Origin of the sequence: Actinoplanes sp. NPDC051411, assembly GCF_040682075.1 — a bacterium.
Taxonomy (GTDB): domain Bacteria; phylum Actinomycetota; class Actinomycetes; order Mycobacteriales; family Micromonosporaceae; genus Actinoplanes.
In genome coordinates, this window is sequence record NZ_JBFBAD010000137.1 from 1 (window position 1) to 26,519 (window position 26,519).

Genomic DNA, 26,519 nt, shown 5'->3' on the forward strand with positions numbered 1-26,519 from the left:
TCCCAGCGCAAGAAACCCCAACCCACCTACCGAGACTCATCAACCTCGATAGCCATAAGAGCATCAACCCGACGCTGATGAATCCCACCCCGAAAACCAGTAACCAACCACAAATCAGCAAGCTCAAGAGCAAGAGCAGCCGAAACCACCTTGGCCCCGAGGATCAGCACATTGCTGTCGTTGTTGAGCCGCGAGATCTCGGTAGTGAACCGGTCGAAACCCAATCCCGCTCGAACCCCATGGATCTTGTTACAAGCGATGTGCTCCCCCTGCCCACTACCCCCGACGATGATCCCCCGGTCGGCCTGCCCCCGGGCGACCCGGTGACCGACGTCGAGGCACAGGGCGGGATAGTCGACCAGTTCGTGCCCGTTGGTTCCGCAGTCGTCGAGCACGTGACCGTGCGCCGACAGCCGTTCGATCAGCTGCGACTTGAGGGCGACCCCGTTGTGGTCGGCCGCGATGGCGATGCGCACAGCAATCCCTTTCAAGCCGACAGGTTCCAGGTGCCGGGAGCGAACAGCTCTTCCAGCACCGGCGGGCGGGTCAGGATCCCCTGGTCGAGGGCGGCTCGCACGAGCGCGTTGAGGACGTGCCGGTTGGCCTCGAGACCGTACGGCACCGGGTCGGCACCGGTGATCTCGGCGACCTTGCTGTCCAGTTCGGAGAGACCGGCGGCCACGTAGCGCCGCTTGGCTTCGGCGAACGCCTCGAACAGGGCCGGCGCCAGGTCGGGATCGGCCTCCAGCAGGGGGTCGCGGACGACCAGCAGGTGGTTGATCGGGTAGATCCCGGTGCGGCGCAGCGAGGCCAGTCCCGCGGTGGCCGGGTCGGGGATCAGCGGTACCAGGCCGTCCCCGCCGGGCACTCCGATCGCCGCCGCCAGTTCCCCCGAGGCGACCATTTCGGCGAGGCCGGGGCCGGACGGCGCCGACACCACGTTCGACGGCGGCCGGTAGGTGGCGACGTGTTCGTCGCCCGAGAGCACCCACGTGATGCGGGACAGGTCGACACCGTATTCGTCCTGGAGCACGGATCGGGCCCACACGCCGGTGGTGACCGTGTAGCCGCGGTTGACGCCCACGGCCCGGCCTTCGAGCTGTTTCGGGTGGTCGATCGGGCCGCCGTCGAGACGCATGATCGCGCCGTGGTGGAACCCGCGTACGAGGAAGACCGGGAGCGCGGTGAATGTCGCGCCGTGTTCCTTGGCGACCAGGTAGGTCGTGGCCGCCATCTCGCACACGTCGAACTCGTTGGATCGGACCATCCGCCGGAAGGCCTGGACGAGCACCGGGACATCCTGCCAGTCGAGCTGGTAGCCGGCCGGTTGCACCGAGCCGTCGGTGACGGCCCGGTTGATTCCCGAGGGCCTGGAAACTGAGGTCAGCACGTTGGTATGGTAGCAAACGGTTAGACCATTAGTCTTCTAAAAACCTGGGGGTCAGATGGCCGAGTCCGTCCTCGCCGCGGTCCGTACGGCACCGAGTACGACCGAGATCCGCGAGTTCCCGATGCCTGAGGTCCCCGACGACTCCGCGCTGATGCGGGTCGAGGTCGCCGGCATCTGCGGCACCGACGTGAAGATGTACGGCAAGCCGCCGTTCCCCGACCCGGTGATCATGGGCCACGAGAACATCGGCATCATCGAACGGTCCGGCGCGGTTTTCCGCGAGCGCCATGGCGTACGCGACGGTGACCGCGTCTTCGTCGAGCACTACGTCGGGTGCTACCGCTGCGAGTGGTGCCGCGTCGGGCAGTACCGTCATTGCGAGCTGACCGACTGGCGCACCAACCCGGACGCCCGCCGCTACGGCTACACCTCGTCCGACAAGCCGGGCCGCCTGTGGGGCGGCTTCGGGCAGTACATGTACCTGCCGTGGAACGCGGTCGTGCACAAGGTCCCCGACAACGTCACCGCCGAGCTGGGCGGCCTCGTCACCCCGCTGTCCAACGGCATCGAGTGGGCGCTGGTCGCCGGCGGCGTCGGCTACGACTCGACGGTGCTCATCCAGGGCCCGGGGCAACAAGGGCTGTCGCAGGTCGTCGCGTGCGAGCAGGCCGGCGCCTCGCTGATCGTCGTCACCGGCACGGCTCGCGACAAGGCTCGGCTCGAGTTGGCGAAAAAGCTCGGCGCCGACGTCGTCATCGACGTGACCAGCGAGGACCCGCGCGAGCGGATCCGCGAGATCACCGGCGGCAAGGGTCTCGACGTCGTGCTCGACTGCACGGCCGGCGCCGGAACCGCCCCGGTCCTGCTCGGCATCGACGTGCTCAAGCGCCGCGAGGGCACGCTGCTGATCCAGGGTGAGCTGGCCGCGTTCCCGGACTTCCCGGTCAAGAAGCTCACCGAGAAGGCGATCACGATCAAGAGCGCGCGCGGGCACAGTTTCCGCTCGTGCGAGCTCGCGCTCTCCCAGCTCGCGTCCCACCGGTTCCCGCTCGAGGAACTGGCGACGCGCACGTACGGACTGGCCGATGTCGACACCGCGATCCGGGCGGTCGGCGGCGAAATCGGCGAGGACGTCATCCACGTGTCGCTGCTGCCCTGGCGGGACCTCTGATGGCCCACGTCGTGAACCAGAATCCCGAGCGCACGAAGCCGGACATCGTCGACGCGTTCGCCGGTCTGGGCGTGGCCACGGTCCACGAGGCGCAGGGCCGCACCGGTCTGATGCGCCCCCGGATCAAGCCGATCTGGAAGGGCGCCCACATCGCCGGCACCGCGGTCACGGTCAGCATCCCGCCGAACGACAACTGGATGCTGCACGTCGCGGTCGAGCAGTGCCGGCCCGGCGACGTGCTGGTCGTGGCGCCCACCTCGTTCTCCGACGCCGGCTACTTCGGCGAGTTGCTGGCCACCGCGCTCGCCTACCGCGGCGTGCGCGGCCTGGTCATCGACGCCGGCTGCCGCGACGTCACCGAGCTGGAGGCGATGGGCTTCCCGGTCTGGTCGGCCTGCGTCTCGGCGACCGGGACGGTGAAGGAGACGCTCGGCAGCGTCAACGTGCCGATCGTCTGCGCCGGGCAGATCGTCGACCCGGGCGACGTGGTCGTGGCCGACGCCGACGGGGTGGTCGTCGTGCCGCGCGCCGACGCCGAAGAGGTCCTCGCCGCCTCCCGCGCCCGCGAGGACAAGGAGGCGGTCTCCCGCAAGCGTTACGCGGCCGGGGAACTGAGCCTCGACGTGTCGGGCATGCGCGACGCCCTCGCCGCCAAGGGACTGACCTACCAATGATCATTGACATCCACGGTCACTACACGACGACTCCGGCCGAGCTCACGGCGTACCGGAAGAAGCAGATCGCCTGGATGGGCGATCGCCGGACCGCCCGGCCCGACCCGCCGGTGATCTCCGATCAGGAGATCGCCGACTCGATCGAGCGCAACCAGCTGCGCCTGATGGACGAGCGAGGTGAGGACGTCATGCTCATCTCGCCCAAGGCCTCGGGCATGGAGCACCACCGCCCGGACCGCTCGGTGGCGCGCGACTGGGCGCGGGTCAGCAACGACCTGGTGCATCGGGTCGCCGGGCTGTTCCCGGGCCGGTTCGGGGCGGTCTGCCAGCTGCCGCAGACGCCGGGTGGGTCCCTTGTGGAGCCGATCCTGGAACTGCGGCGCTGCGTGGAGGAGCTGGGTTTCGTCGGCTGCAACCTCAACCCCGACCCGTCCGGCGGCTTCTGGACCGCGCCGCCGCTCACCGACGAGTTCTGGTTCCCGCTCTACGAGGTCATCACCGAGCTCGACATCCCGGCGATGATCCATGTGTCCTCATCGGACAATCCGGCGGTCGACACGCTCGGCGGCCACTATCTCAACGCCGACACCACGGTCTTCATGCAGCTGGTCGCGGGCGACCTGTTCGCCCGCTTCCCCTCGCTCCGCTTCGTGATCCCGCACGGCGGCGGCGCGGTCCCCTACCACTGGGGCCGCTTCGAGGGCCTCGCGACGAGGCTCGGGAAGCCGCCGCTGTCCGACCATCTGCTGGGCAACGTGTACTTCGATACCTGCGTCTACCACCAGGCCGGGTTCGACCTTCTGACCTCGGTGGTCCCGGCCCGCAACCTCCTGTTCGCGGCCGAGATGCTGGGCGCGGTCCGCGGCGAAAACCCGGCGACCGGCAAATCGTGGGACGACACGACGGCCTACTTCGCGGCCGCTCCACTGTCGCCGGCCGACCGGGAACGCATCGCCTCGGAAAACGCCCGGATCGTCTACCCGCGCCTGAACAAGGTGCTCGCGTGACCCGCCCGGTGGTCGGGGTGGCCGGCCTCGGCGCGATGGGCGGGCCCATCGCCTCGCGACTGGCCGGGCACGGCTTCGAGGTGCTCGGCCTCGATCCGCACGTCACGCTTGCGGGTGTACGCCGGGTCGACCGGCTCCACGCGGCGGATGTCGTGCTCGTCGTCGTCCCGGCCGACGACGACGTGACCGCGGTCGTGACCGGCCTGCTCGACCCGCCCCGGCCCGGCCAGGTCATCGCGATCTGCTCGTCGGTGCGGCCGTCGACGTGCGCCTCGCTGGCGGCGCGGGCGGCCGGCCACGGCGTCGACGTGCTCGACGTGGCGCTGACCGGCGGCATCCGCGGGGCCGAGGGCGGCACGCTCAACCTGCTCGTCGGCGGCGACCCGGCGGTCGCGGCCCGGTTGGACGACATCTTCGAGGTGATCGCGAGCGGCTACCACGTGCTGGGGCCGGTCGGGGCGGGACAGGTCGCGAAGGCGGCCAGCAACCTCATCCACTGGGCCGAGATCGTGGCCATCGTCGAGTCCTTCCGGCTCGCCGAGGCGTACGGGGTGAAACCCGCGGCACTGCGCGCCGCGCTGCGGCAGGGCGGAACCGATTCCCGAACCTTGCGTGAACTTGAACTGATGAAGTTCACCTGGTGGGCCAAGGACATCGACGTCGCCGCGGCGATGGCGACCGAGGTCGGCGAGCCGCTGCCGGTGGCCGAGCTGTCCCGCCGCCTGATGCCCACGGTCACCGTCGACGCGGTGCGCGACCTGCTCGGCTAGCTCACTTGGCGAACGGCCTCAGGAGAATCACGACGACCAGGACCGCGCAGGAGACCATCAGCGCGACGCTGGCCCACACGTGCAGCGCCTCGCCGCCGGCGACCATCAGAATCACGCTGACCACGAGCAGAACGATGGTGAGGGCCAGCCCGGCCCCGATGACGACCTTGCTCAAGACGCCCCCCGGGTGTCCGGCGTTCTCGACGGCGACATCGACGAGTCTGCCGCATCCGGCGCCCCGCCGCCGGGTGGCGAGCCGGGGAGGCCGGCCCGGGCGCCCTCAGCTCCGGTCCACGTCGCGGGCAAGCTGGTCCTCATGGCCGAGCACGCCGACTGGCCGAGCCGCGCCCGCGTTGGTCAGGCGGCGGAAAGCGCTTCCCGGAAGCGGGATGACGGCTCGGCCGGGCAGGTGAGCAGGACGGTCAGGGGCGAGTGGCCCCGTACCGAAGTCGTCGAGCGCGACCCGCACGCCCAGCGCCCGCGCCTCGCCGCCGAGCCGGGCGGTGACACCGGCCGCCGGAACCACCGCCTCGATCCGGCGTGCCCACCTCGGCCATCAGGACGTCGCCGACCGCGTGGCCCAGGGCGCGTTTCAGAAGATGGGCCGCCGGTGAGGTCACGGCGTGGCGGTGATCGATAACTGACGAGGTCTCCGGTACTTGGTACAACGACCAAGAAGCACCCTGCACCGCAGACCTCGTGGCCACCCTCGCGGTGACGAGGCGGCACGACCTCACCGGCGCGCAATGGCGACTCTCGCCCCGCTGCTGCCGGCGCCGTCGACCGGGGGCGTCCGCCGAAATGGACAAGACGCCGGCTCATCGACCGGATCCGCTGGCGGATCCGGATCGGCTGGCCTGGCGTGACGTCCCGGCCGAGTACGCACCCTGGCAAACCATCTACGGCCTGTTCCGCCGCTCGCAACGCGACGGGACCCGGGACCGTGTCCCGGCCACCCTGCAAACCCTGGCCGACGCGGCCGGTCGCATCGACTGGGACGTCAGCGTCGACTCGATGACCAGCCGCGCCCACCAACACGCCGCCGGTGCCCCCAAAGATGCCCGGATCGGTGGCGGGCATCCCCGCACCCGCCCGGACCTGGTCCTGGCTGACAAGGCCCCTACACCTCAAAAGCCAACCGGGCGCACCCACGCTCACGCGGCACCGAAGCGTGCATCCCCCACCAAAGTGACCAGGACGCCCACCACAAAGCGCGAGGATCCAAAGGCGGCCGGCCACCCGGCTTCGACCCGCTCAACTACCGGCAACGCCACGCCGTCGAGTGCGGCATCAACCGCCACCGCGGTGTCGCCACCCGATACGACCAACTCGCCGTCCGCTACCAGGCCGTCCTCACCATCACCCTCATCAGCGAATGGCTCTGACCCGTTTATGAAACGCGCCCTAGCGTCGTTGATCGCCTTGAAGTTGTCGGGGTTGACCAGGGCGACGCCGATCGGGTCGGCGCTGCGGGCCAGTTCGGCCGCAGTGCGCCGGGGTGGCCGGCCCGCTGAGCGCGTCGTGGTCGGCCCGGTGAGTGTTGTCCCGCAGGGCTACAGCCTGGCGGGCCGCGACCAGCAGCGTCACACGCCGACCGCGGCGGCCGCCACGAGCAGGCCGTTTTGTCGCGACGGCGGCCGGGGTGACGCCGGCCGCCGCCGCTGGAGAGGGGGTCAGCTTCCGTAGACGCCGAACTCCCAGAGCGAGTAGCCGTACTGGGTGGTGCGCTGGGTGCCGTTCATCCGCACGTACCGGCCGGAACCGGCGACCGTGAGGGTCTGGTTGCCGCCGGCCCCGGTGGTGGTCGAATAGATGGTGGCCCAGTTGGTGCCGTCGTTGGACGTCTGGACCTGGAACGCCTTGGCCGCGGCCGTCTCCCAGTTGAGGTTGACCGAGCTGATCGTGTGGGTGGCGCCCAGGTCGACCTGGAGCCACTGCGGGTCGGAGAAGGCCGACGACCAGCGGGTGCCGGTGTTGCCGTCGGTCGCCGCCGAGGCCGGGAACGCGGTGGTGCTCTCCGACGACGAGGCGGTGGTCGGCTTGCCCTGCGACAGCAGCGTGTTGCCGGGCGGCGGCGGAGGCGGAGTGGTGGTGCCGCCGCCACCGTTGTCGGTGCTCCACACCTTCAGGTCGTAGAGCGAGTAGCCGTACTGCGACTGCCGGGCGGTGCCGTTGACCCGTACGTAGCGGGCGGTGCCGCCGACCGCCGCGTCGACGTGCTCGCTGGTGCCGTTGGTGTTGGTGTACGCCGTGGCCCAGTTGGTGCCGTCGGTCGACGTCTGGATCTGGTACGACTTGGCCGCCGACGCCTCCCAGTTCAGCGAGACGTGGTTGAGGTTGTAGTTCTTACCCAGGTCGACCTGCACCCACTGGGGGTCGCTGAACCCGCTCGACCAGCGCGTGGCCTGGTCGTTGTCGGTGACGTTGGAGGCCGGGAACTGGGCGCTCTCGTTCGACGACGAGGTGGCCGTCCTGCCGGCGGCGACGTTGCTGCCCCAGCCCGACTGGGCGGCCGGCGGCTTGTTGTAGACGGCCAGGTAGTCGATGTCCAGGTGGCCGCCGGAGACCGTGGCCGCGGTCGGGCCACCCCCGAACGCGGCCGGGAACTGGCCGCCGATCGCCAGGTCGTAGATCGGCGTGAAGTTGTGGTGGATCGCGTTGTTCCAGGTCGTCGCGTCGACCTGACCGGAGTTGATGGTGAAGATGTTGGCGTCGTCGAGGTAGTACCGAATCTGTTCGGGCCGCACCGAACGGTCGATCTCCGCCGCGTACTTGTGGAAACCGGCCTTGCAGCCGGCGCAAGCCCGCTCCCCGGAGCCGATGCCGGTGTATTCGTTGCAGGGGTTGGGTGCGGGCGCCAGCCCGCCGCAGTGCAGCGTGGAGAAGAGCGAGTCGTGGCCGTTGATGTTCTCCATGACGTCGATCTCGCCCGAGCCGGGCCAGGGGATGCCGACGCGCAGCGGCGAGCCGACCATCCAGTAGGCGGGCCAGTAGCCGAGGCCGTTGGAGGTGTTGACGTCGGGCTGCTTGAGCACCGACTCGATGCGCACGACGCCGCCGTCCGGGGCGCCGAACCCGTCGGCCTGCGTCTCGACGCGGCCCGAGGTCCAGCCCGAGTTGGGGTCGGTGCCGGTGTGAAGCGCTTTCAGGACCAGGTGGCCCTGGCCGTCCTGATAGACGTTCGCGGTGCTGGTCGTGGTCGTCTCGATCTCGCCGGTGCCGAAGTTGGCCCCGGCGCCGGCGTCGTAGCGCCAGACGCCGGTGTCGAGACCCGTGTTGGCGGCGCCGTTGAAGTCGTCGGCCCAGGTCAGTGCGAATCCTGAGGGTGCCGGGGGTACGGCCGCGCCGGCCGCCGTCGAGGGGAGGAACTGGGCCGCTGCGGCGATGCCGACGACGAGCGTGGCGAGGCCGGCTTTGAGCCGTGTGGACATGGATCACCTCAAAGGGGATGGTGAAGCGATGCGCTCGGGGAAGCGCTTTCTCACCCTCCACTTGTTAACGTGTCGCTGTCAAGAATTCCGCAACTCGGCGGGGCAGCCGGCCGCATAGCCGCCGGTCTATCGTCGCGGGGTGGATCGTGACTTCGCCCGGCTCTGGCTGGCGCGCGGCGTCTCGACCGCGGGCAGCGCCTTCACCGCCGTGGCGCTGCCCGCGCTCGTCTACGCGCAGACCAGCTCGGCGCTGCTGACCTCGCTGCTGGCCGCCGCGATCGCCGCGCCGTACCTGGTCTTCGGGCTGGTGGCGGGCGCGCAGGCCGACCGGGCCGACCGGCGCCTCATCATGGTCACCTCCGACCTCGTCAACGCGGTGCTGCTCGCGTCGATCCCGGTGGTCGCGCTGTTCGGCCGGGCGCCCGCCGTCCAGCTGATCGTCGTGGCCTGGGTCAGCGGCAGCGTGTCGGTCTGGTTCGACGCGGCCAACTTCGGCGCGGTACCGGCGCTCGTGCCCCGCGAGAAGCTGACCGTGGCCAACAGCCGCATCTGGTCGACCACGGCCGCGGTGCAGATCGGCGGACCGGCGCTGGCCGGCGTGACGATCGCCGCGATCGGGGCGCAGGCGACGATCGCGGTCGACGCCGCCAGTTTCCTGCTGTCGGCGCTCTTCGTCGCCCGCATCCGCACCGCGCTCCACCGGCCGGCGCCGGAGCGCACCGGGCTGCTCGCCGACATCCGGGAGGGCCTGGCCTACCTCTTCCACGAGCCGACGATCCGGCTCTTCACGGCGCTCGGTTCGGCATCCGCCATCGCCACCGGCGCGGTGAGCGGCCTGCTCGTCGTGTACGCGGCCGAGAAGTTCCGCATCGTCACCGGTGACGGCCGCCTCGGCCTGCTCTTCATGGCCGGCGCGATCGCATCACCGTGCGCATGTCGCACACGCCCGACCGGCTGCTCTCCCGGGTCAACGTGGCCGGCCGGATGCTCACGTTCGGCGTCTTCCAGCCGCTGGGCGCCCTCGCGGCCGGGCTCCTGGCCGGGCACCTCCCGGTCGGCTGGACCCTGGCCCTGTGCGGCGCGCCGATGGTCGTGGCCGGCGTGACCCGCCCGGGTGTTTCGGCGGGCCCGCTCACGACCCCGGCCCGATGATCGAAGACTCCGCCGGCGCCGGTCCGGCGGTCAGCGGCAGCGCCAAGCCAGCGGGGCCGGCCCGAGCGAGCCGACCACGGTCCCGTCGTCGGCGATCGCGACCGGATAGCCCGGGGCCGGCTTCACCGGGGCCCCGTCGCGGTAGACACCTCCCCCGGCGACGATCCAGCCCTCCACATTGACGCTGATCGCCTGACCACGCACGCCGTCGAGCACGGTCAGGGCGCCGGTCCGCAGGTTCCAGCGGGCCGCGGCGCCCGAGGGCCGCAGGTTGCCGGCCGCCCACTCGCCGCGGGCCGCGAAGACATCGGCGTCCTGCCCGGCCGGGGCGGTCAGCTCACGGCCGTTTCCCTTGCGGTCCCAGGCGTACGAGGTGAGCTTGCGGCCGTGGTCACTGAGAACGTGACCGACGATCGTCCCGTCGTCGGTCCGGTCGAACCCGGCGGCGCCCGCGGGCAGCGGCAGCCGGACGCCGGTGGTCGAGCCGGCCGGCCAGAGAAACACCGCCGCCGTGGTGTGCGAGGCGGCACTGACCAGGATGTCCCCGGCGGTGTTGATCTTCACGTTGCCGCTGAAGAGCCATTTGCCGGGCGGCGGGTCGAGCCGGGCCGGCCGGCCGTCGGTATACCGCACGATCGCGTTCCAGTCCTGCGACCCGCCGACCGCGGCGAGCGCGACCACGACCCCGCCCGCGTTGACCGCCGTCGCCCGGGCCGTCGTCGTGATGAGCGGCAGCACCCGCGGGCGCCCGTCGGTCCACAGCACCGGCCGTGTCTTCTCGAGGCCGCCGCCGGCGACGGGCGGGCCGGCGTCCTCGTTGCCCAGGATGTAGCGGCCGGACGGGTCGACCGCGTCCGCGCTCACCGGGCCCGCACCAGGAGGCAGCGCAAGGGCCTCCACCGGGCACCGCACCGGGCGCGCCGCGACCGGCGGAACCTGACCACCCCCATGGCCGAACAGGACCGTCGGCGTCGCCAGCAGCACCCCGGTCGCCAGCGCCACCGCGCCGGCCGCCTGCCAGGTGCGCCGCCACCGCACCCGCCGCCGTCCCGATCCCACCAGATCCTCGACGGTGAGCCGGACCGGCGGCACCTCCGCCGCGTCGAGCCGCTCCCGCAGTTCCTGCTCGTTCATCACGACCGCGTCCTTTCCTGAGGAACCGCCTCCATGAGCTCGCGCAGCGTGGCCAGGCCCCGCGAGCACTGACTCTTGACGTTGCCGACCGAACGCCCGAGCGCCTCGGCGGTCTGTTCCACCGACAGATCGCTCAGATAGCGCAGGACGACCACCGCCCGCTGGCCTCTGGGGAGCGCCCGCAGCGCGGTCAGCAGCTCGTCCCGGTCGTCGAGCCGGCTCTGCTCGTCGGCCGCGGGCACGTCGGGAAGGTCGCCCAGCCGCACCCGCGACCAGCGCAGCCGCCGGTCGTCGAGGTAGCGCCGCACCAGGATCCGGTGCACGTAGCCGTCGAGGTTGTCGGCCCGGGCCGCCCGCTTCCAGTTCACGTAGAGCGCGGTGAGCGTCACCTGCGCGATGTCCTCGGCCCGGTCCGCGTCACCGCAGAGGAGGTAGGCCGTGCGATGCAGCCGGGACAACCGGCCCGACACGTAATCCGCGTACTCCCGCTCCCTCCGTCGACGACCGTCACTGTTCTGTCGTGGGCGGGGACGGGAAAGGTTGCACGGCTTACGGGCGTACGGAAAAGCGGTTCTCAGAGACGCGCGGAGACCTCGCCGATCGCCTGATCGAGGATCTCCAGGCCCAGGTCGAGCTCGCCGGTCGTCGACGTCAGCGGCGGGGCGATGCGGAAGAACAGGAAGCCGCGGTCGTGGGCGGCCTGCTCGATGGCGGCGCTGGTGATGACCGCGGCCAGCGGCAGCCCGGCCCCGAGCGTCTTCGAGACGGTGAGGATGTCGGGCACCACACCGTCGCGCTGGAACGCATACCACTCGCCGGTCCGGCAGAGGCCGGTCTGCGCCTCGTCGAGGATCAGCAGCATGCCACGCTCGTGGCACTTGTCCGCAGCGCGGCCAGATAGCCGGGTGGCAGGTCGAGCACGCCGCCCGAGCTGAGGATCGGCTCGATGATGCAGGCGGCCAGGCTGCCGACCGACTGCGCGTCGATCAGCCAGAACGGTTCATCCATGCGGTTGGTATACACGTCTGACAGCGGACACTTTCCTTCCGCTCATGGGTGACCCGACCCACAGTCAGCAGATGACTACACCGACTCCGCGTCAGAACGGCCGCTTCGGCTGGGTTCCTGACCTTCCCGACCACCGTGACCACATCTTCAGCACGCCGGCCCCGGTGCTCAGCACCCTCCCGCCGAGCGTCGACCTGCGCCCGCAGTGTCCACCAACCGTCTACGACCAGGGTGATCTGGGCAGCTGCACGGCCAACGCGATCGGCGGGGCCTTCGAGTTCGATCTGCTCAAGCAGGGCTCGCCGGACTTCATGCCGTCACGATTATTCATCTACTACAACGAGCGGGTCATTCTCGGCACCGTCGACAGCGACAGCGGCGCCATGATCCGTGACGGCATCAAGAGCGTCAACAAGCAGGGTGTCTGCACCGAGGACGACTGGAAGTACGCCATAGAGCGGTTCACCGAGAAGCCGCCCGCGTCGTGCTACCGGTCGGCGCTCGACAACCAGTCCCTGGCCTACCAGCGGATCCCGCAGACGCTCAACCAGCTGCGCGGCTGCCTGGCCGGTGGCTACCCGTTCGTCTTCGGGTTCACCGTCTACGAGAGCTTCCGCGACCCGCGGGTCACACAGACCGGCGAGGTGCGGCTGCCCGCCGCCGGTGAGACGGTGCTGGGCGGGCACGCGGTGCTGGCCGTCGGCTACGACGACGCCACGGCCCGGTTCTCGGTCCGCAACTCGTGGGGGCCGAACTGGGGCGACGGCGGCTACTTCACGATGCCGTACGCCTATCTGACCGACCGTGGGCTGGCGTCCGACTTCTGGAAGATCTCGAAGGTCGAGTAGGGGATTTCGATGGTGAGCTCGGTCGGTCCGCCGGCCGGGCTCCGCATCGCCAAGGTGGCGTCGACCGCCTCCAGTCGCTCGGCTATCCCCCGCAGTCCGCTGCCCTTCATCGGGTCGGCACCGCCCCGGCCGTTGTCGGTGACGGTGATGCCCCGGTCGACGAAGGCCACCTCGGCCATCGTCGCTCCACTGTGTTTGACCACATTGCTCAGACACTCGGCGACGGCGAAATAGGCGGCGGTCTCGACCGCCGCCGGCAGCAGCGACGGCGGCTGCCCGGTCACGGTCACCGGCACGGCGAGATCCAGGACCAGAGCGCGTACGGCGTCCCCGAGTCCCCGGTCGGCCAGCACCGGCGGGTGAATGCTGTGCATGACCGCCCGCAGATCGTCGAGGGCCGCCACCGCGGTCGTACGGGCCTCCTCCAGCAGCCGCCCGGCGGCGTCCGGATCGCGGCGCAGCAGATCGCCGGCGAGCCCCAGACTCAGCGCCAGCGACACCATCCGCGCCTGGGCGCCGTCGTGCAGGTCGCGTTCGACCCGCTTCAGCTCGGCCGCCTGCCGGTCGAGCGCCCCCGAACGCGAACGGGTGAGCGTGCTGACCCGTTCCACCAGTTCCCGCTCGCGGCGGCCGGGCGGTCGCCGGTACATCAGATAGTGGAACGTCAGGATCGCCGAGACCCCGAGCATCATCCACATAGGCCAGAAGTAGCCGCCGCCGCTGAGCACCCACGTGGCCAGGTCGACCGCGACCAGCAGCCCGCCCGCGGCCGCGTCGAGAGCGAGCCAGCGTTTCCGGCCCTCATATCGCAGCGCCCGGCCGAAGAGGAAGACGGCCGCCGCCACCGTGCCGAAACCGAAGTAGACCCAGCGCGGCCAGAAATAGCCTCCGGTGATCGTCGCCCAGGCCAGCGTGGCCGCCGCGCAGAGCACGACGGCCACCGCTATGGCGATTCGCCGGGTCACGCGGCGCTCCGGTAGGCGATCCTCCGGAGCACGGTCTCGGCCGGACCGCGATAGCCGGCGGCGCTCATCCGGCCGGCCGCGACACAGGAACCGGTCCAGACCGCGACCGCCGCGAACAGGGCCCACCAGGTGCTGCCGCCGAGGTCGAGGGCCCACGGCGAGAACAGGGCCAGCCACGCCACGGACTGGAACAGGTAGCCGCTCAGCGACCGCTGGCCCAGCGCCACCACCGGGGCGACCAGGCGGGACTTCGCGCTCAGGCGGATCGCGAGCAGGCCGAACAGGGCGACGTAGCCGACACCGCCGTACTCGCCGGTGACGTCGTGGAGCAGGCTCATGAGCTGGACGCTACCGGTGTCGACGTGCAGCCACCCGGCCGACACCAGGGCGTAGGGCAGGCCACCGGCGATCGAGATGGCGAAGCCGGCAACGGCGGCACGGCGCAGCAGCGTACGGTGCGAAGCCGGCTCCTCCAGGAGCCGGCGGCGAGCCGCCCAGATCCCGAGCCAGACGATGACGATGAACGGGATGACCGTCGCGGTGTGCACCGGCCACTCGTGCAGGCGGTCGACCAGCGAGGCGCGGTAGCTGCCGGCGCCGAGCGACGGGTTCGGGCTGTTGGTCAGCACCGCGTTGCCGGCGTGCACCTTGAAGACCATCACGACGGCCAGGACGATCGCCTCGACGGTCTGCAGACCCCAGAGCCACAGAATGAGGCGGTGGAAACGGTCGCTGCGGCGCAGCAACAGCAGGGTGCAGATCACCCCGACGATCCCGTACGCGCCGAGGAAGTCCCCGAAATACAGGAGCGTCGCGTGCATGAACCCGAACCCGATCAGCGCGACATTGCGGCGCACCAGCGTCTTGCGGGGGTACCGCCGAGCCATCTGCACCAGCCCGTAGCCGAACATGATGGCGAACACCGGATAGGCCCGGCTGTTGACGAACAGGCTCATCAGAAGGTTGACGACCCGCGCCGGCCCGTGCGGCGTGCCGTCGAGCCCCGGCTGCCCGGCGAAGGCGAAGTTGGCCGCGTTGGCGAGCGCGATGAACAGCAGCATGGAGCCGCGGAGAAGGTCGGGGGCGAGCGCCCGCTTGTATTGCGTCTTTTCCAGCACCGCTTGAGTCATGCCATTGAGCCTGGCCGTTCCGGCCGCCCGTCACGAGGAGGCTGGAACCCGTCCCGCAGTGGTACTACTACTACCCTTCGAGGTATTTGAGCACCGCGAGCACGCGCCGGTTGTCGTCGTCCGAGGACTGCAGGCCGAGCTTGGCGAAGATGCTGTTGGTGTGCTTGGCGACCGCCTTCTCGGTGATGAACAGCGCGGTGCCGATGGCCGCGTTGGACCGGCCCTGCGCCATCTGCGCCATCACCTCCCGTTCGCGGGGCGTCAGCTGGCCCAGTTCGCGCCGGTCGAGCAGCTTGGCGACGACCGTCGGGTCGAGGGCCGTGCCGCCGGCGGCGACCCGCTTGACCGCGCCGATGAACTCGCCGATGTCCGAGACGCGGTCCTTGAGCAGGTAGCCGATGCCGCCCCGCTGGTCGGCGAGCAGTTCCCGGGCGTAGAGCCGCTCGACGTACTGCGAGAGCACGAGCACCGGCAGCCCGGCGACCTCCTTGCGGGCGGCGAGGGCCGCCTTGAGTCCTTCGTCGGTGAACGTCGGCGGCAGCCGCACATCGACGACGGCGACGTCGGGTTTGCGGTCGATCAGCTCTCTCAGCAGCTCAGGCCCGCTGCCGACGGCGGCGACGACCTCGAATCCGTACGCCTCGAGCATCCGGACGATGCCGTCCCGCAACAGTGCCAGGTCCTCCGCAACGACGACTCTCACCGCGCCACGGTATCCGACCGGCCGACCGCGCGGTCCGGTCGGCGCCGCCCGTCAACCGCAGCCGAGGCACACGAAGCCGGCCGCCGAGTCGGCCGGTGTCGCGGCGGCCAGCGCGTGCGCGGCCGGGTCGCCGGCGGTCAGGGTCCGGTGGAAGTCGGTCATCACGGTCCGGGCGGTTTCGTCGTCGATGCGGCTCACGCTGGCGACGACCGTGGTCGTACCGGCGGCCAGCAGGGCCGACGCCATGCCGAAGCTCTCGTCGCCGGGCCGGATGTCGGCCAGGCCGAGTTCGCAGCTCGACATGACGACCATCGCCGGCGGCGCGGCCAGGCGCTGCAGGTCGTAGCCGAACAGCGGCCCCTCGGCCAGTTCGAGTGAGGAGAACAGCGCGTTCTCCGCCTGGTGCCGGCCGTGCGCGGCGATGTGGACGACCGCGGCGCCGTCGATGGCGCGCAGGGTCGCGGCCGGGGTCGCGCCGGCGCCGGTCAGCACCGTCGGGGACCGGTAGAGGCCGGCGATGGCGCGAACCTCCTGATCGCCGCGGGCGATTCCGGGCCCGGCCACCAGCACGGCGCCGGTGGTGGTGGCGGCGCGGGCCCGGCGGCGGGCGGCGAGCCAGGTGGTCGCGGACGGGGCCACCGTCACCGGGCGGCCCGCGCAGTCGGGGAGCAACGCCCACGGCGTGGTCATCAGCAGGCCGGTGGGGACCACGATCAGTTCCCGGTCGCCGATGGCCGAGCGCAGCGGCGCCAGCAGGACGTCCGCGAGTTGGGCCGCGTCGCGGCGGGTCGCCGCGGCCACGGCCTCGGACAGCCGGGGCGGCATCGCCCGGCCGGCGCCGGTGTCGAGGTCGGCGCGCAGGCGCAGGAGCGGCTGGTCGGCGGCCCGGAAGTCGCCCAGCGGGGTCACGGTCGCCGAGGTTCCGGTCACCACCAGCGCGCTCAGCGCCGGACCGTCGCGCAGGTAGGCGACGAGCGCGGCGTCGCCCAGCTCGGCGCGCAGGTCGGCCAGCTGGGCCGGCCGTCTGTTGTCGGTGCGCTGCGGGGCGCTCAGTGACCAGGAATGCTCGCGGACGGCGCGCTGCAACCGTTCGGCCTGCGCCCGCAGGGCCGCGGTCGGCCGTCCGGTGAGTTCGGCGGTGCGCAGCGCGTACCTGGTCTGGCGTAGTTCTTCCAGGGCCGCGGCGGCCCGCGGGTCGTCCGGCGGCCGGACCGCTGCGAGCAGCAGGGCCTGCGACCGGGCCCGCTCCGACCAGCGGTGGACGGCCGACGGTGAGCCGGCCGCGAGCGCCGATCGCAGGCCGGCCCGGGCCAGGTCCTGGCCGTGGGCGGAGGCGCCGGTCTGCAGGTCGAGGCAGCCGAACTGGGCCCGGTAGCGGTGCAGGCCCTCCATGCCGGCCCGCAGGTGGCGGGTGGCCGCGGCCGGGCGCCCGGCCGCGGCGGCGATCTCGGCCCGGGTCAGATGCCACAGCAGGCGGGTGTCGAGCCGGTCGAGGCGGCCCGGCGGGCCGTACCGGCGGAGGAGGCCGGCGGCGGCGCCCGCCGGGCGGCGGGCCGATGACGTACGCACGAGGCAGCGGGCGGCGACCAGCGCGGCCACCCGGGCGTCCTCGGGCAGTCCGATGCGGTGCAGCCGGCGGGCGAGTCGCCGTCCACGCTCGGCCGCCGCGGCCGTGGGGCCGGCGTCGGCGTACTCGGCGCGGAGGGCGAGTAACGCGGTCAGTGCCGATCGGCGGTGGTTGCCGCGGCGGCGGAACTCCGCGCGGGCCTGGCCGGCCCACTCGGCGGCCTGCCCGGGCCGACCGCTCAGCAGGGCCACCTCGGCCCGGGTCTGCAGCGCGTCGGCGTACAGGTGGCTCTGGCGCTGACCGCGGTAGTGTTCCAGCGCGGCGGCCAGTTCCTCGTCCGCCTCCCGGAACAGGCCGGCGGCGGCCAGGGTCCTCGCCCGTTCCACGCCGAGCCCGGCGAGCCGGCCCGGCGCGACACGCTGATATTCCTCGCGGGCGGTGCGGAACGCCTGCAGCGCCGACGGCAGATCACCGGCGACCGATTCCAGGCAGCCCACGTTGACCCGGCCGATCGCCGCGGCCAGCTCGAGGCCGTGCGTCGTCGCGACCCGCAGGCACCGGAGCAGGTCGTCCCGGGAGGCGCCGAACCGTCCGGCGTCGAAGTGCAGCACGGCGCGGTTGTTGAGCGCCCGGGTCAGTTCGTTGGCGCTGCCCGGATCGCGGAGCCCGGCGATCGCGGCGTCGTACTCGACGAGGGCGAGTTCCTTGCGCCCGTTGCGGCACAGCAGGAGCGCCCGCTGCGCCCGCAGGGCGGCCCGACGGTCCTCGGGCAGCAGGGCCTCCGCCTCGTCGAGCAGGCGAAAGCCCAGAGCCAGGTGGCCGACCTCCGACTCGGGCCAGGCCAGGCTGATCAACAGCAGCGCGCGCTGCTCGGAGTCCGGCCGGCCGTCCAGCAGCCGCAGCGCGGACCGCAGGTTCCGGATCGCGACCGACGGCCGCCCGCCGCTCGACGCCGCCACGCCGGCCGCATAGAGCTCGGCCACGCGGTCGGTGACGACGGCGGGGAGGGTCGCACTGGTCATGCCTCCATGGTCCGGCGGCGACCGGCCGCCGTGCTGTCACGTAGCCGACCCGCAGGTCAACCGTGTGTTCCGGACGCGGCCCCGGTGACGGCCATCCGCGGCTCGCCGGTGAGCCATCGGGCCGCGTACTCGGCGGCCGGGGCCGGCCGGGCATAGAGGTAACCCTGCCCGAGGCGATAGCCCATCTCCCGCAGCGCCTCGGCCTGCTCGACCGTCTCGATGCCCTCGGCGACCACCGACAGGTTCAGCGTTCCCGCGATCTGGCTCACCGCCCGCGCCACCGCCCGCGGCCGCTCGGCCGTGGTCACGTTCTCGACGAACGAGCGGTCGAGTTTCAGACCGGTCATCGGGCAGGTCAGGATCAGCCCGAGCGAGGAGGCCGCGGTCCCGAAGTCGTCCAGCGCCAGCGTCACGCCCAGGTCGCGCAACGCGTACAGCGTTTCGATCGCCGCCGGGTCGTCCAGCACCGCGGTCTCGGTGACCTCGATGATCAGGCTGGGGCCGGGCAGCCCGGCCTGGGCGAGCGCCTCGCGTACCGAGGCCGCGAAGCCCGGCTCCCGCAGCTGCCGCCCGGCCACGTTCACCCCGATCCGCATCCCGGCGGCGGCCGGGTGGGCGGCCCGCCACGACGCCAGCTGGCGCACCGCCGACCGGAGAACCCAGCGCCCGATCGGCACGATCAGCCCGCTCTCCTCGGCGACCGGGATGAACTCCGACGGCGGCACCGCCCCGAGGCCCGGGCCCGCGTCCCACCGCAGCAACGTTTCCGCCCCGATCGGCGCGCCGGTCTCGAGGTGCACGATCGGCTGGAAGACGAGGCGGAACTGGTCCTTCTCCAGGGCGTCGCGAAGACCGACGGCGAGCTCAGCGGTGCGGCGGATGCGGTGGCCCAGCGACGGCGTGTACCGGACCCAGGTGGCCCGGCCCCGGTCCTTGGCCGCGTACATCGCGATGTCGGCGTCGCTCAGGAGCTGGGTCAGGTCGGAGCCCGACGCCACCCCGATGCTGCACTGCACCACCACCGCGTCCTGGTGCATCAGCCGCACCGGACTGGCCAGCGAGGACAGGATGCGTTCGGCGACCGCGTCGGCCGAGGCCGCCGCTTCGCCCGGCAACAGCACGGCGAATTCGTCACCGCCGAGGCGGGCGACGAGCTCGTTTTCCCGTACGGCGGTGCGCAGCCGGCCCGCGACCTCGACCAGCAGCGTGTCCCCGGCGGCGTGGCCCATCGTGTCGTTGACCGTCTTGAAGTGGTCGAGGTCGACCAGCACCAGCGCGACCGGCCCGGCCGCCAGGGACGCCGCGAGCCCGTCGTGGAAGTGGGCCCGGTTGGCCAGTTTGGTCAGCCCGTCGTACTGGGCCTGGTCGCGCAGCCGGGCCTCCTGCCGGCGCAGCTCGTCGAGGAGCGCCACGTTGTCCTGGAAGGCGACCAGCTGCCGGGCCACGACCAGCGCCACCACCACGATGGCGCCGAGGACGGCGACCCACAGGCGGATCGACACTCCGGTCGGCAGGGTGACGACGAGCGCCGCGAAGACCGCGCTGACCGCGGCGTACGGGGCAAAGCTGTAAGGCTTTCGCCGCCTTGACCCGAACGGGTTCTCGGTCCGGCGCGTCAGCGCCTGCTGGATCCGCGGGCCGGCGACGATCAGCGGGGACGCCAGCACCGGGATGAAACCGGCGAGGCCCGCCGCGCCGCTGATCAGCCCGACGCCCAGCAGCACCACGGCGACCGTCATCGGCAGCGCGGCCAGCCGGTGCACCGGCGCGGTGCCGGAGAGCACCATCTTGACCGCGGCGAAGGCGGTCACCGCGGCGACGATCGCCCCGGCCGCCTGCGGACCGCCGGAGCCCACGGCGAAACACCAGGCGACCACCGAGCCGCCGACCAACACCGAGATCGAGTCGAGCCAGCGGGCCAGCCGGGCCCGCCGGCCGAGGTCGGCCGCCGGGTGGATCAGCATGACGACCGTCACGGCGAGCTGGGCGACGGCGAGCAGGGCCGACTGCACCGGGCCGCCGGCCTCGGTGGCATCGGCCGGGCCGGTGATCAGGAGCGTGGCCTGAACGCTGTCGCCGACGGTGCACAGCGCCAACGCGCCGGCCAGCACCCGCCAGAACCGCCGGACCGGCCCGGTGGCGACCGCCTGGATCCGCCACGAGGTCCACACGCAGGCGATGTCGAGCGGCGGCTGGGTCGCCCACAGCACCTGGGCCTGCCGGTGCGGGTCGCCGGAGAGGGCGAGCAGGAGGACGACGGTGATGAGCGACAGCAGCGCGGCACCCCAGAGAACGGGGTCGCGGAGAAGCGCTCTGGTCACCTCCGTTCAGTCGGCACGAGGCGCCTGCTCCTGAGTAATTGCCTTACGGCAACAACAGGTCGGTCAGACCGAACTCCGGCGCCACGGAGGCTTCCCGGCTCAGATACGACGCGGGGTCGGCCCGCAGCAGCCCGATCAGCACCTCGGCGACGATCCGGCCGCCGACCGGCCCGAGCCGGTTGCCGTCGGAGAACTGCTCGGCCTCTTTGAGGATGTAGTACCAGAGAGGCGTCCCGTGGGCCCAGCCGGTCGTGGTCACCGGCACTCCCATCACCGAGGCCACGTGTTCACCACTGGGCAGACCGGTGGTATCCCCGCGCAGCAGGTCGCGAACGGCCAGCGACCTGTACGCCGCCGTGTCGACCGCCCCGGTCACCTGCCGCGGCAACCCGATCAGGCTGGCCGGCAGCCTCCCGTCGAGCCGCTTGGCGCGCTGCGCGGGCGGCCGTCCCGGCACGTCGAAGATCTGGCCGAGGTCGAGGCGCCGGCCTTCCCGGACCGGCCCGAAACCGACCAGGTCGGGGAAGAGCGGGAGAGCCGGGCCGCCCTCGACGAGGCGGTAGGCGGGCCGGATCTGGCCGTGCCCGTACCGGTAGGCGGCGTCGGCGAACTCGAGCGGGATGAACGCCTCCATCGGCCGCGGCGCGAACCAGGTGCCGCCCTCGGCCAGCACCTCCTCGACCAGGTCGGCGCCGACCAGCCGGGGCAGGAAGTCGTGCACCACCACCCACTGGTAGTGCCAGGTCAGCATGATCCGCGCCCGGTCGAACACCTCCGCCTCGGGCACCCCGTCGGCCCGCAGCCGGTCGACGAAGCGGTTGTGCGCGTGCAGCAGCGCGACGTGCAGGCCGAGCACGAAGAAGTGGACGTCGTTGCGCGGGTCGCCGATCAGCGCCACGCCCTGCTGGTTGCGCGGCACGTCGTGGCCGCCGGCCGAGAACAGGAACTTCGCCGGGTCGTCGACGTCGAACAGGTAGGCCGAGCCGACCGGCCCGTCCGAGTAGAGCATCTCCAGGTTGAGCTTGGGGCTGCGGGCGTTGCGCAGCGCCTCCGGGTCGACGGCGATCCCGACCGGCGAGCGGTCGGCCGTGATGTCGTGGGCGACGATCTGCCCGAACAGCGGCCACCCGGCGGCCTCGGTGGCGTCACCGGCGTCCTCGACGACACCGTCGCAGATCCCGCCTTCGCCGCCCGCCCCCATCAGCCGGGCCGGGTCCTCGCTCAACGGTTCGAGGCCCGGAAACATCCGGCCGTAGCGGGCCGGGCCGGTCGGGTGGTCGACGGATCGGACCGGGCTGAGGCAGTTCCTGGCCATTTACGTCCTCCTTGGCGCGTCACCGAGCTATGACCGGACCGGGTCGCGAAATGTGACGTCACAAATCCCGGGGCTGTCCGGTCTAAGCCTGCGAACCGAACCTCACGGAAGGCAGACACCATGAAGATCGCTGTCATCGGCGGAACCGGGCTCATCGGCTCGCAGGTCGTCAAGATCCTGAACGCGGCCGGGCACGAGGCGGTCCCGCAGTCGCCGTCGACCGGACTCGACCTGCTCAGCGGCCGGGGCCTGGACGAGGCCCTCGAGGGCGCCGATGTCGTGGCCAACCTCAGCAACTCGCCGACCTTCGACGACGCCTCCCCCGCCTTCTTCCGGACGACCATGGACAACCTGATCGGCGCGGCCGCCAAGCACGGCGTCGGCAACGTGGTGATCCTGTCGATCGTCGGCGCCGAACTGGTGCCCGACCTGGTCTACTACCGGGCCAAGGTGCTGCAGGAGGACCTGCTCAAGGCCGGCCCGGTGCCCTACTCGATCGTCCGGGCGACCCAGTTCTTCGAGTTCATCCCGTCGGTCATGGACTGGGTGGTGGACGAGAAGGGCGTACACCTGCCGCCCACCCCGATCCAGCCGATGGCCTCGGCCGACGTCGCCGCCCAGGTGGCCGACGTCTGCGCCGGCCCGGCGCTCAACGGCACCCGCCAGATCGCCGGCCCGGAGGTCTTCCGCCTCGACGAGCTGGGCAAGATCACGCTGGCCGCGCAGGGCGACCAGCGCCCGGTGGTCACCGACGACACGGCCGGCATGTTCGCGGCCGCGCCGGGCGACGCGCTGATCGCCAAGGAGGGCGCCGTCATCGCCAAGACGACGTTCCGCGACTGGCTGGCGTCACGCCGATAACCGACAGCAGCTCCAGCTTCTCGTGGCTCTCGGTGCCCGGCGCCGCGGTATAGACCACGAGAAGCTGGGTCGCGTCGGGGTCGACCAGCCGCTGACAGTTCAGCTCCAGCAGCCCGACCTCCGGATGCACGATCCGCTTCGGCCCGCAGTAGCGCGCCGCCACCGGGTGCTCCCGGGAAATCCGGGCAAAAGACGGGCTCACCGCCCCGAGGGCTTCGACGACCGCTTTCGCACGGTCGCTTTTCCCGTACGCGGCGAGCAGGTCGGCCACAATCGTGCGGCTGTGCTCGTCGTGATCCGCCTCGGGGTAGATCAGCCGCGACGCCGGGTCGGTGAACCACCGGTAGTGCCAGCTCCGCGCGAGTCCCCTGTGGACGCTCTCGTCCCCGGTCAGCGCCACCGACAGCCGGGTCTGCAACATCGTCTCGCCGACACCCGACACCACCTGGGCCGCCGAGTCCCTCAGCCCGTCGAAAATCCGCAGCATGCCCGGGTTGATGTGCCCGCTGTCGGCCGACCGCCGCGGCGTGGCATATCCGGCCAGCCCGAACAGGTGGTCCCGCTCCTCCAGCGACAGCCGCAGCCCCCGCGCGAGCGCCCCGAGCATCTGCTCCGACGGGTGCGGCCCCCGCGGCTGCTCCAGCCGCGTGTAGTAGTCGATCGACATGTCACTGAGCACCGCGACCTCCTCGCGGCGCAAACCCTTGGTGCGGCGGCGCTGCCCGCGCGGCAGCCCGACATCCTCGGGCTGCAACGCCTCCCGGCGCGTACGCAGATAGGCGGCCAGCCTCGCCCGGTCCACCGTCATCGCGTGATGCCCATCGTGAAGTCCCACAACTTCGCCGCCTGCCCTTCGTCCTTCGCGGCGCGGTACACCACCAACTCGGCCGGCCCGCCGGTGAACTGCCCGAACCCGTCCGGCCCGTAAAGCCGCCCACCCACGGCCAGCGGCGCGGCCGCGGCATAGAGGATCGGCAGCGCGCCCGGCCCGACGTGGTGCACGAACACACCCCACCGGGCGAGCCGCGTCATCAGCGCCTCGTGCGGCGCCGGCCGGTCCCGCCCCAGATTGGGCCCGGCGGCGTACAGGCCGGTCAGCGTGGTACCCGGGTGAGCGGCGTTGCTGACGATCCCCCACCCCTCGGCCCGGCTCCGGCGGTCGAGCTCCAGCGCGAACAGCAGATCGGCCAGCTTCGACTGCCCGTACGCCTTGACCGCCCGGTATTTCCGCTCACCCTGCAGGTCGGCCCAGTCAAGCTTGGCCGTCCGGGCGGCACTGCTGGTAACCGTGGTGACCCGCGCCCGCCCCCGGCTCAGCAGCGGAAGCAACCGGAGGGTGAGCGCGAAATGCCCGACATAGTTGGTGCCGAACTGCAGCTCCAGCCCGTCGGCGGTGAGGTGCCGGGTCGCGGGCGTCATCACCCCGCCGTTGTTGACCAGCAGGTGGATCGGCCGGTCCTCGGCACTCAACCGGTCGCCCAGCTCGGCCACCGACTTCAACGAGGCCAGGTCGAGGGTCCGCAGCGAGACGTCGGCATCGCGGACCGTCCCACGGACATGCTCCAGCGCGGCCTCACCCTTGACCTCGTCGCGTACGGCCAGCAGCACCTCGGCCCCGGCACCGGCCAGGCGGGCCGCCAACTCCAGCCCGAGGCCACCGCTCGCCCCGGTCACCAGGGCACGGCGTCCGCGCAGGTCAAGGTCGGACGGCAGACTCACTCTGTTCACGGTAGCTCCGAGCTCAGGTGGCGTTTGTCTCAACGCTGCCGCGATGGCCGCCCGCCAGCCATGGTCTCCTGATACAAGGCTCCCGGCCGCCTTCCCCGCCGCCGCGTCCCCCCGCCGCCGCCTCCCGCCGTTCGGCAGCCAGATCTGCCTTTCGGTGGCCGGATCACCGCTCTCGGCCGCGACGGCCGGGCGGGCCGGACTGGCGCTTCCGACCGCCGGCGGAGCACACCGCGGTGTCCCGATGGTGAGCCGGAGCCGACGCCGACGCCGGCTCCGCGACGGCGGGATGCGCGTGATCGACTCGGGGCTGCGCCGGCCGGCACCCAGTTCGCGGCCAACGGCAGCTACATCTACGGCCTAGGCACAGGCGCTTGCCGTTACGTCCTGACCGGCGACATCGTCGGTGGCCACGGCGACGACACCAAGGCCCTGGGCTGGCCGGCCAACTGACCGCGCTCCGCCGACAATCCCCTCACGGAGGCCGCCGCCGATGACCTCGACACTGCGACGACCCCGGCCGCACCTTGATCAGCCCACCGCCGTCGATGCCCAGAGGCCGCCCCTCGCCCTTAAAATCCGGTGCCCTTCACCTGCCACACCCTTCACCTGCCAGGCCTCGCCCTTGATCGCCCTTCACCTGCCACCCCGTGACTCGGGCGCGGAGCCGCTCGCCCGTGTAGGTGCTGATCCCAACTTGATCCGAGTCGGGCAAAGAAGGCAACGCCTGCGGGGACAACCCCAACCGACAATCTCAGCCGCTGCATCGGCTTGCCCGCGGAGGACCCCGACCGAAGCGGCCGTCCAAGACCACCGGTCTGTATCGAACACCTTTCGATACCGCCGCGGCGATACGCCATAGGCGAGTAGATCCCGTAACGATCGCCTCCCAAGTCGATTCTGCCAGAATTTGCCAAGACGATTCCAACCCAGAATTGGACCGCGACAGCCCACTCCAAGGTCGGCCCTTACCACAGATGCGAACGGGGATATGCGCCTCGCCGAAAGAGATTCGTGACCAGGTGGCGGCGCCGAAAATGCCGCGCCCGAACCAGCTCTGCACAGCCATTGTGACCGTTCGGAAAACCAGCCGACCGCCAACGAGCCCGACCCGACCGGCCCACCGGAACCGGTTGACGCACATCGCCCACCGAACTGCTCCAGCCTCGCCGCGACGCCCGGCCGGATCGACCTACGCACCTCAGCAGCGCCCGCCATCTTGCCGGCGCCGACTGTGCCGACCGCATTGAACGCTCCAGCCGTGCGAGACGGTAGCCCCACGCTTGGCTGCTGAGACACGCTCGACAACGGGGTCTCGCACGACGATCGCACCGCGCTCACTGCGCTCACCGCGCTCACCGCGCCGGCCGTGCTCGCCCCACCGACCACGCTCACCGTGCTCGCCCTACCGACGGCGCCGCCCGTGCTCGCCGTGCCAGCCGCCCTCGCCGTGCCAGCCGCCCTCGCCGTGCCAGCCGCCCTCGCCGTGCCAGCCGGCGCCGCTGCGTCAGCCGCGTTGCCCCGGCCAGTCGGGTTAGCCGGGATGCATCCACCGTGGTGGCCGCCTTCGGTCTTCGGGCCGATCTTTTCGTCGATGCCGGTCGGGCCGTCCGCAGGGCCGAGTGCAGCGGCCGCGGCTAGAGCGGGATCAGTCCCGCTACCCCGACGGGCGCCCCGGTGTGCGCGATCAGAAAGGGCAGCCTGCGCGGTCGTCTCCGATGCCCGCCGATGGGCAGCCTCCGTTTGATCGTCTGCCGGATGGGGGCATGACCGTGCCGGATCAGAAGGGCCGTCTAGCCGCTCGATCGCCTCAAGGGGTCGGCGGGCTCCAGCCCCGGACGCGACCTCCTTGGTGAAAGGCGGCCGCGGTGAAAGCCGTTGGAGCGCAGGGCCATCCATGCCTGCCGTCGCCGGTCGACCGGCGGCGGCCCGCAGGTAATGCAGCTTCGCAGCATGACGCCGCACAAGGCCCCAAGCGCGGTGACGCTCATGCTCCCGGCGGAACTCGTCACGCTCAGGCGAGTAATTACGCGACGCCGTCCGGTCGCGCATTTGGGCCAATTCCGCCGGGGTAAAAAGCTGAAGCTGTCGCACGAGACAATTCTCCCGCGGGATCAGGCGCATTCGCCAGCATTGGATCATGCCAAAAAGTCAGAAAGAATGGCTGACGAGACCAATCCCCCACCCTGTGTTGGGTGGGGCTATTTAAGCACACGGGTCTGACATCTTTTCGTGACTGGATAGGTGCCCGGATACGCTGTGTTTTTCAGCTGGTGGTGGGGATCCAGGGGTTTCCTGTGGCGGCTTGGATGAGTGCGTCGAGCA

The 26,519-nt window shown here is 71.4% G+C and carries 24 protein-coding genes and 1 pseudogene; 8 read left to right on the forward strand and 17 right to left on the reverse strand.

The genetic code is table 11. From position 1 onward, the window contains the following. Window positions 1-26: 26 nt before the first annotated feature. Complete coding sequence (locus AB0M88_RS44290) at window positions 27-491, reverse strand: RpiB/LacA/LacB family sugar-phosphate isomerase (protein WP_364112677.1); 465 nt, start codon at window positions 489-491, stop codon at window positions 27-29. Continuing rightward, complete coding sequence (locus AB0M88_RS44295; protein WP_364112679.1) at window positions 488-1,390, reverse strand: ABC transporter substrate-binding protein; 903 nt, start codon at window positions 1,388-1,390, stop codon at window positions 488-490. The genes AB0M88_RS44290 and AB0M88_RS44295 overlap by 4 nt, the downstream gene beginning before the upstream one ends. Window positions 1,391-1,445: 55 nt before the next feature. On the opposite strand from AB0M88_RS44295, the gene AB0M88_RS44300 reads away from it, so the two are divergent. From AB0M88_RS44300 to AB0M88_RS44315, 4 genes are read left to right on the forward strand one after another with little or no spacing between them, the layout of a single operon-like run. Beyond that, complete coding sequence (locus AB0M88_RS44300; RefSeq protein WP_364112681.1) at window positions 1,446-2,561, forward strand: alcohol dehydrogenase catalytic domain-containing protein; 1,116 nt, start codon at window positions 1,446-1,448, stop codon at window positions 2,559-2,561. Then, window positions 2,561-3,235, forward strand: a complete 675-nt coding sequence (locus AB0M88_RS44305) for a 4-carboxy-4-hydroxy-2-oxoadipate aldolase/oxaloacetate decarboxylase (protein WP_364112683.1) — start codon at window positions 2,561-2,563, stop codon at window positions 3,233-3,235. The genes AB0M88_RS44300 and AB0M88_RS44305 overlap by 1 nt, the downstream gene beginning before the upstream one ends. After that, window positions 3,232-4,242, forward strand: a complete 1,011-nt coding sequence (locus tag AB0M88_RS44310) for an amidohydrolase family protein (RefSeq protein ID WP_364112685.1) — start codon at window positions 3,232-3,234, stop codon at window positions 4,240-4,242. Before AB0M88_RS44305 ends, AB0M88_RS44310 begins: the two co-directional genes overlap by 4 nt. Further along, window positions 4,239-5,012, forward strand: a complete 774-nt coding sequence (locus AB0M88_RS44315; protein ID WP_364112687.1) for an NAD(P)-dependent oxidoreductase — start codon at window positions 4,239-4,241, stop codon at window positions 5,010-5,012. Before AB0M88_RS44310 ends, AB0M88_RS44315 begins: the two co-directional genes overlap by 4 nt. A 1-nt stretch (window position 5,013) precedes the next feature. Here the strand turns inward: AB0M88_RS44315 and AB0M88_RS44320 are convergent, their stop codons facing one another. Beyond that, the gene (locus tag AB0M88_RS44320) at window positions 5,014-5,187 is read right to left on the reverse strand and encodes a hypothetical protein (RefSeq protein WP_364112689.1); all 174 of its coding nucleotides are present in this window, start codon (window positions 5,185-5,187) and stop codon (window positions 5,014-5,016) included. A 105-nt stretch (window positions 5,188-5,292) separates the two neighbouring features. Then, window positions 5,293-5,538: a hypothetical protein gene (locus AB0M88_RS44325; RefSeq protein WP_364112691.1), complete on the reverse strand. Its 246-nt coding sequence runs from the start codon at window positions 5,536-5,538 to the stop codon at window positions 5,293-5,295. Between the two features lie 173 nt (window positions 5,539-5,711). Here AB0M88_RS44325 and AB0M88_RS44330 point away from each other — a divergent pair. After that, window positions 5,712-6,397, forward strand: a pseudogene (locus AB0M88_RS44330) (transposase). Window positions 6,398-6,685: 288 nt separating this feature from the next. Here AB0M88_RS44330 and AB0M88_RS44335 read toward each other — a convergent pair. Further along, on the reverse strand, window positions 6,686-8,443 hold the full coding sequence (locus AB0M88_RS44335; RefSeq protein ID WP_364112693.1) for a discoidin domain-containing protein: 1,758 nt from the start codon (window positions 8,441-8,443) through the stop codon (window positions 6,686-6,688). Window positions 8,444-8,582: 139 nt separating this feature from the next. On the opposite strand from AB0M88_RS44335, the gene AB0M88_RS44340 reads away from it, so the two are divergent. Further along, window positions 8,583-9,548 carry an MFS transporter gene (locus AB0M88_RS44340; protein ID WP_364112695.1) on the forward strand — a complete coding sequence of 322 codons (966 nt, stop codon included), beginning with the start codon at window positions 8,583-8,585 and terminating at the stop codon, window positions 9,546-9,548. Between the two features lie 77 nt (window positions 9,549-9,625). Here the strand turns inward: AB0M88_RS44340 and AB0M88_RS44345 are convergent, their stop codons facing one another. From AB0M88_RS44345 to AB0M88_RS44360, 4 genes are read right to left on the reverse strand one after another with little or no spacing between them, the layout of a single operon-like run. Then, a complete protein-coding gene (locus AB0M88_RS44345) occupies window positions 9,626-10,732 on the reverse strand; it encodes a hypothetical protein (protein WP_364112697.1) in 1,107 nt (368 codons plus the stop codon). Next, window positions 10,729-11,307 carry a SigE family RNA polymerase sigma factor gene (locus AB0M88_RS44350; RefSeq protein WP_364112722.1) on the reverse strand — a complete coding sequence of 193 codons (579 nt, stop codon included), beginning with the start codon at window positions 11,305-11,307 and terminating at the stop codon, window positions 10,729-10,731. Before AB0M88_RS44350 ends, AB0M88_RS44345 begins: the two co-directional genes overlap by 4 nt. After that, entirely contained in the window at window positions 11,304-11,591 is a 288-nt protein-coding gene (locus AB0M88_RS44355) for an aminotransferase class III-fold pyridoxal phosphate-dependent enzyme (RefSeq protein ID WP_364112699.1), read from the reverse strand. The genes AB0M88_RS44350 and AB0M88_RS44355 overlap by 4 nt, the downstream gene beginning before the upstream one ends. Continuing rightward, window positions 11,582-11,737 (reverse strand): hypothetical protein, encoded by a 156-nt coding sequence (locus tag AB0M88_RS44360; protein WP_364112701.1) that lies wholly within the window; start codon window positions 11,735-11,737, stop codon window positions 11,582-11,584. The genes AB0M88_RS44355 and AB0M88_RS44360 overlap by 10 nt, the downstream gene beginning before the upstream one ends. Before the next feature lie 71 nt (window positions 11,738-11,808). Between AB0M88_RS44360 and AB0M88_RS44365 the strand changes: the two genes are divergently transcribed. Beyond that, the gene (locus AB0M88_RS44365) at window positions 11,809-12,585 is read left to right on the forward strand and encodes a C1 family peptidase (protein ID WP_364112702.1); all 777 of its coding nucleotides are present in this window, start codon (window positions 11,809-11,811) and stop codon (window positions 12,583-12,585) included. On the opposite strand, the gene AB0M88_RS44370 is transcribed toward AB0M88_RS44365, so the two are convergent. From AB0M88_RS44370 to AB0M88_RS44395, 6 genes are all read right to left on the reverse strand, one after another. Next, window positions 12,528-13,550: a histidine kinase gene (locus tag AB0M88_RS44370; RefSeq protein ID WP_364112704.1), complete on the reverse strand. Its 1,023-nt coding sequence runs from the start codon at window positions 13,548-13,550 to the stop codon at window positions 12,528-12,530. The two genes, AB0M88_RS44365 and AB0M88_RS44370, sit on opposite strands and share 58 nt — an antisense overlap. After that, window positions 13,547-14,680: a DUF418 domain-containing protein gene (locus AB0M88_RS44375; protein ID WP_364112706.1), complete on the reverse strand. Its 1,134-nt coding sequence runs from the start codon at window positions 14,678-14,680 to the stop codon at window positions 13,547-13,549. Before AB0M88_RS44375 ends, AB0M88_RS44370 begins: the two co-directional genes overlap by 4 nt. A 70-nt stretch (window positions 14,681-14,750) precedes the next feature. Next, window positions 14,751-15,383 carry a response regulator transcription factor gene (locus tag AB0M88_RS44380; protein ID WP_364112708.1) on the reverse strand — a complete coding sequence of 211 codons (633 nt, stop codon included), beginning with the start codon at window positions 15,381-15,383 and terminating at the stop codon, window positions 14,751-14,753. 51 nt (window positions 15,384-15,434) lie between these two features. Further along, window positions 15,435-17,972 carry a CHAT domain-containing protein gene (locus AB0M88_RS44385; RefSeq protein ID WP_364112710.1) on the reverse strand — a complete coding sequence of 846 codons (2,538 nt, stop codon included), beginning with the start codon at window positions 17,970-17,972 and terminating at the stop codon, window positions 15,435-15,437. A gap of 56 nt (window positions 17,973-18,028) precedes the next feature. Further along, window positions 18,029-20,293, reverse strand: coding sequence for an EAL domain-containing protein (locus tag AB0M88_RS44390; RefSeq protein WP_364112712.1), 2,265 nt, complete (start codon window positions 20,291-20,293; stop codon window positions 18,029-18,031). Between the two features lie 43 nt (window positions 20,294-20,336). Continuing rightward, on the reverse strand, window positions 20,337-21,608 hold the full coding sequence (locus AB0M88_RS44395; protein WP_364112714.1) for a peroxidase family protein: 1,272 nt from the start codon (window positions 21,606-21,608) through the stop codon (window positions 20,337-20,339). A gap of 120 nt (window positions 21,609-21,728) precedes the next feature. Between AB0M88_RS44395 and AB0M88_RS44400 the strand changes: the two genes are divergently transcribed. After that, complete coding sequence (locus AB0M88_RS44400; protein WP_364112716.1) at window positions 21,729-22,469, forward strand: NAD(P)H-binding protein; 741 nt, start codon at window positions 21,729-21,731, stop codon at window positions 22,467-22,469. Here the strand turns inward: AB0M88_RS44400 and AB0M88_RS44405 are convergent. Next, window positions 22,423-23,277 (reverse strand): helix-turn-helix transcriptional regulator, encoded by an 855-nt coding sequence (locus AB0M88_RS44405; RefSeq protein WP_364112718.1) that lies wholly within the window; start codon window positions 23,275-23,277, stop codon window positions 22,423-22,425. The genes AB0M88_RS44400 and AB0M88_RS44405 overlap by 47 nt on opposite strands. Continuing rightward, the gene (locus AB0M88_RS44410) at window positions 23,274-24,188 is read right to left on the reverse strand and encodes an SDR family oxidoreductase (protein WP_364112720.1); all 915 of its coding nucleotides are present in this window, start codon (window positions 24,186-24,188) and stop codon (window positions 23,274-23,276) included. Before AB0M88_RS44410 ends, AB0M88_RS44405 begins: the two co-directional genes overlap by 4 nt. Window positions 24,189-26,519 lie beyond the last annotated feature (2,331 nt).

What these genes read in the sequence shown, in the direction of transcription:
- AB0M88_RS44400 (WP_364112716.1), top strand. Translation starts at nt 21,729, where the DNA reads ATGAAGATCGCTGTCATCGGCGGAACCGGGCTCATCGGCTCGCAGGTC.
- AB0M88_RS44375 (WP_364112706.1), bottom strand. Translation starts at nt 14,680, where the DNA reads ATGACTCAAGCGGTGCTGGAAAAGACGCAATACAAGCGGGCGCTCGCC.
- AB0M88_RS44305 (WP_364112683.1), top strand. Translation starts at nt 2,561, where the DNA reads ATGGCCCACGTCGTGAACCAGAATCCCGAGCGCACGAAGCCGGACATC.
- AB0M88_RS44355 (WP_364112699.1), bottom strand. Translation starts at nt 11,591, where the DNA reads ATGCTGCTGATCCTCGACGAGGCGCAGACCGGCCTCTGCCGGACCGGC.
- AB0M88_RS44395 (WP_364112714.1), bottom strand. Translation starts at nt 21,608, where the DNA reads ATGGCCAGGAACTGCCTCAGCCCGGTCCGATCCGTCGACCACCCGACC.
- AB0M88_RS44335 (WP_364112693.1), bottom strand. Translation starts at nt 8,443, where the DNA reads ATGTCCACACGGCTCAAAGCCGGCCTCGCCACGCTCGTCGTCGGCATC.
- AB0M88_RS44360 (WP_364112701.1), bottom strand. Translation starts at nt 11,737, where the DNA reads ATGGATGAACCGTTCTGGCTGATCGACGCGCAGTCGGTCGGCAGCCTG.
- AB0M88_RS44310 (WP_364112685.1), top strand. Translation starts at nt 3,232, where the DNA reads ATGATCATTGACATCCACGGTCACTACACGACGACTCCGGCCGAGCTC.
- AB0M88_RS44365 (WP_364112702.1), top strand. Translation starts at nt 11,809, where the DNA reads ATGACTACACCGACTCCGCGTCAGAACGGCCGCTTCGGCTGGGTTCCT.
- AB0M88_RS44405 (WP_364112718.1), bottom strand. Translation starts at nt 23,277, where the DNA reads ATGACGGTGGACCGGGCGAGGCTGGCCGCCTATCTGCGTACGCGCCGG.
- AB0M88_RS44300 (WP_364112681.1), top strand. Translation starts at nt 1,446, where the DNA reads ATGGCCGAGTCCGTCCTCGCCGCGGTCCGTACGGCACCGAGTACGACC.
- AB0M88_RS44385 (WP_364112710.1), bottom strand. Translation starts at nt 17,972, where the DNA reads ATGACCAGTGCGACCCTCCCCGCCGTCGTCACCGACCGCGTGGCCGAG.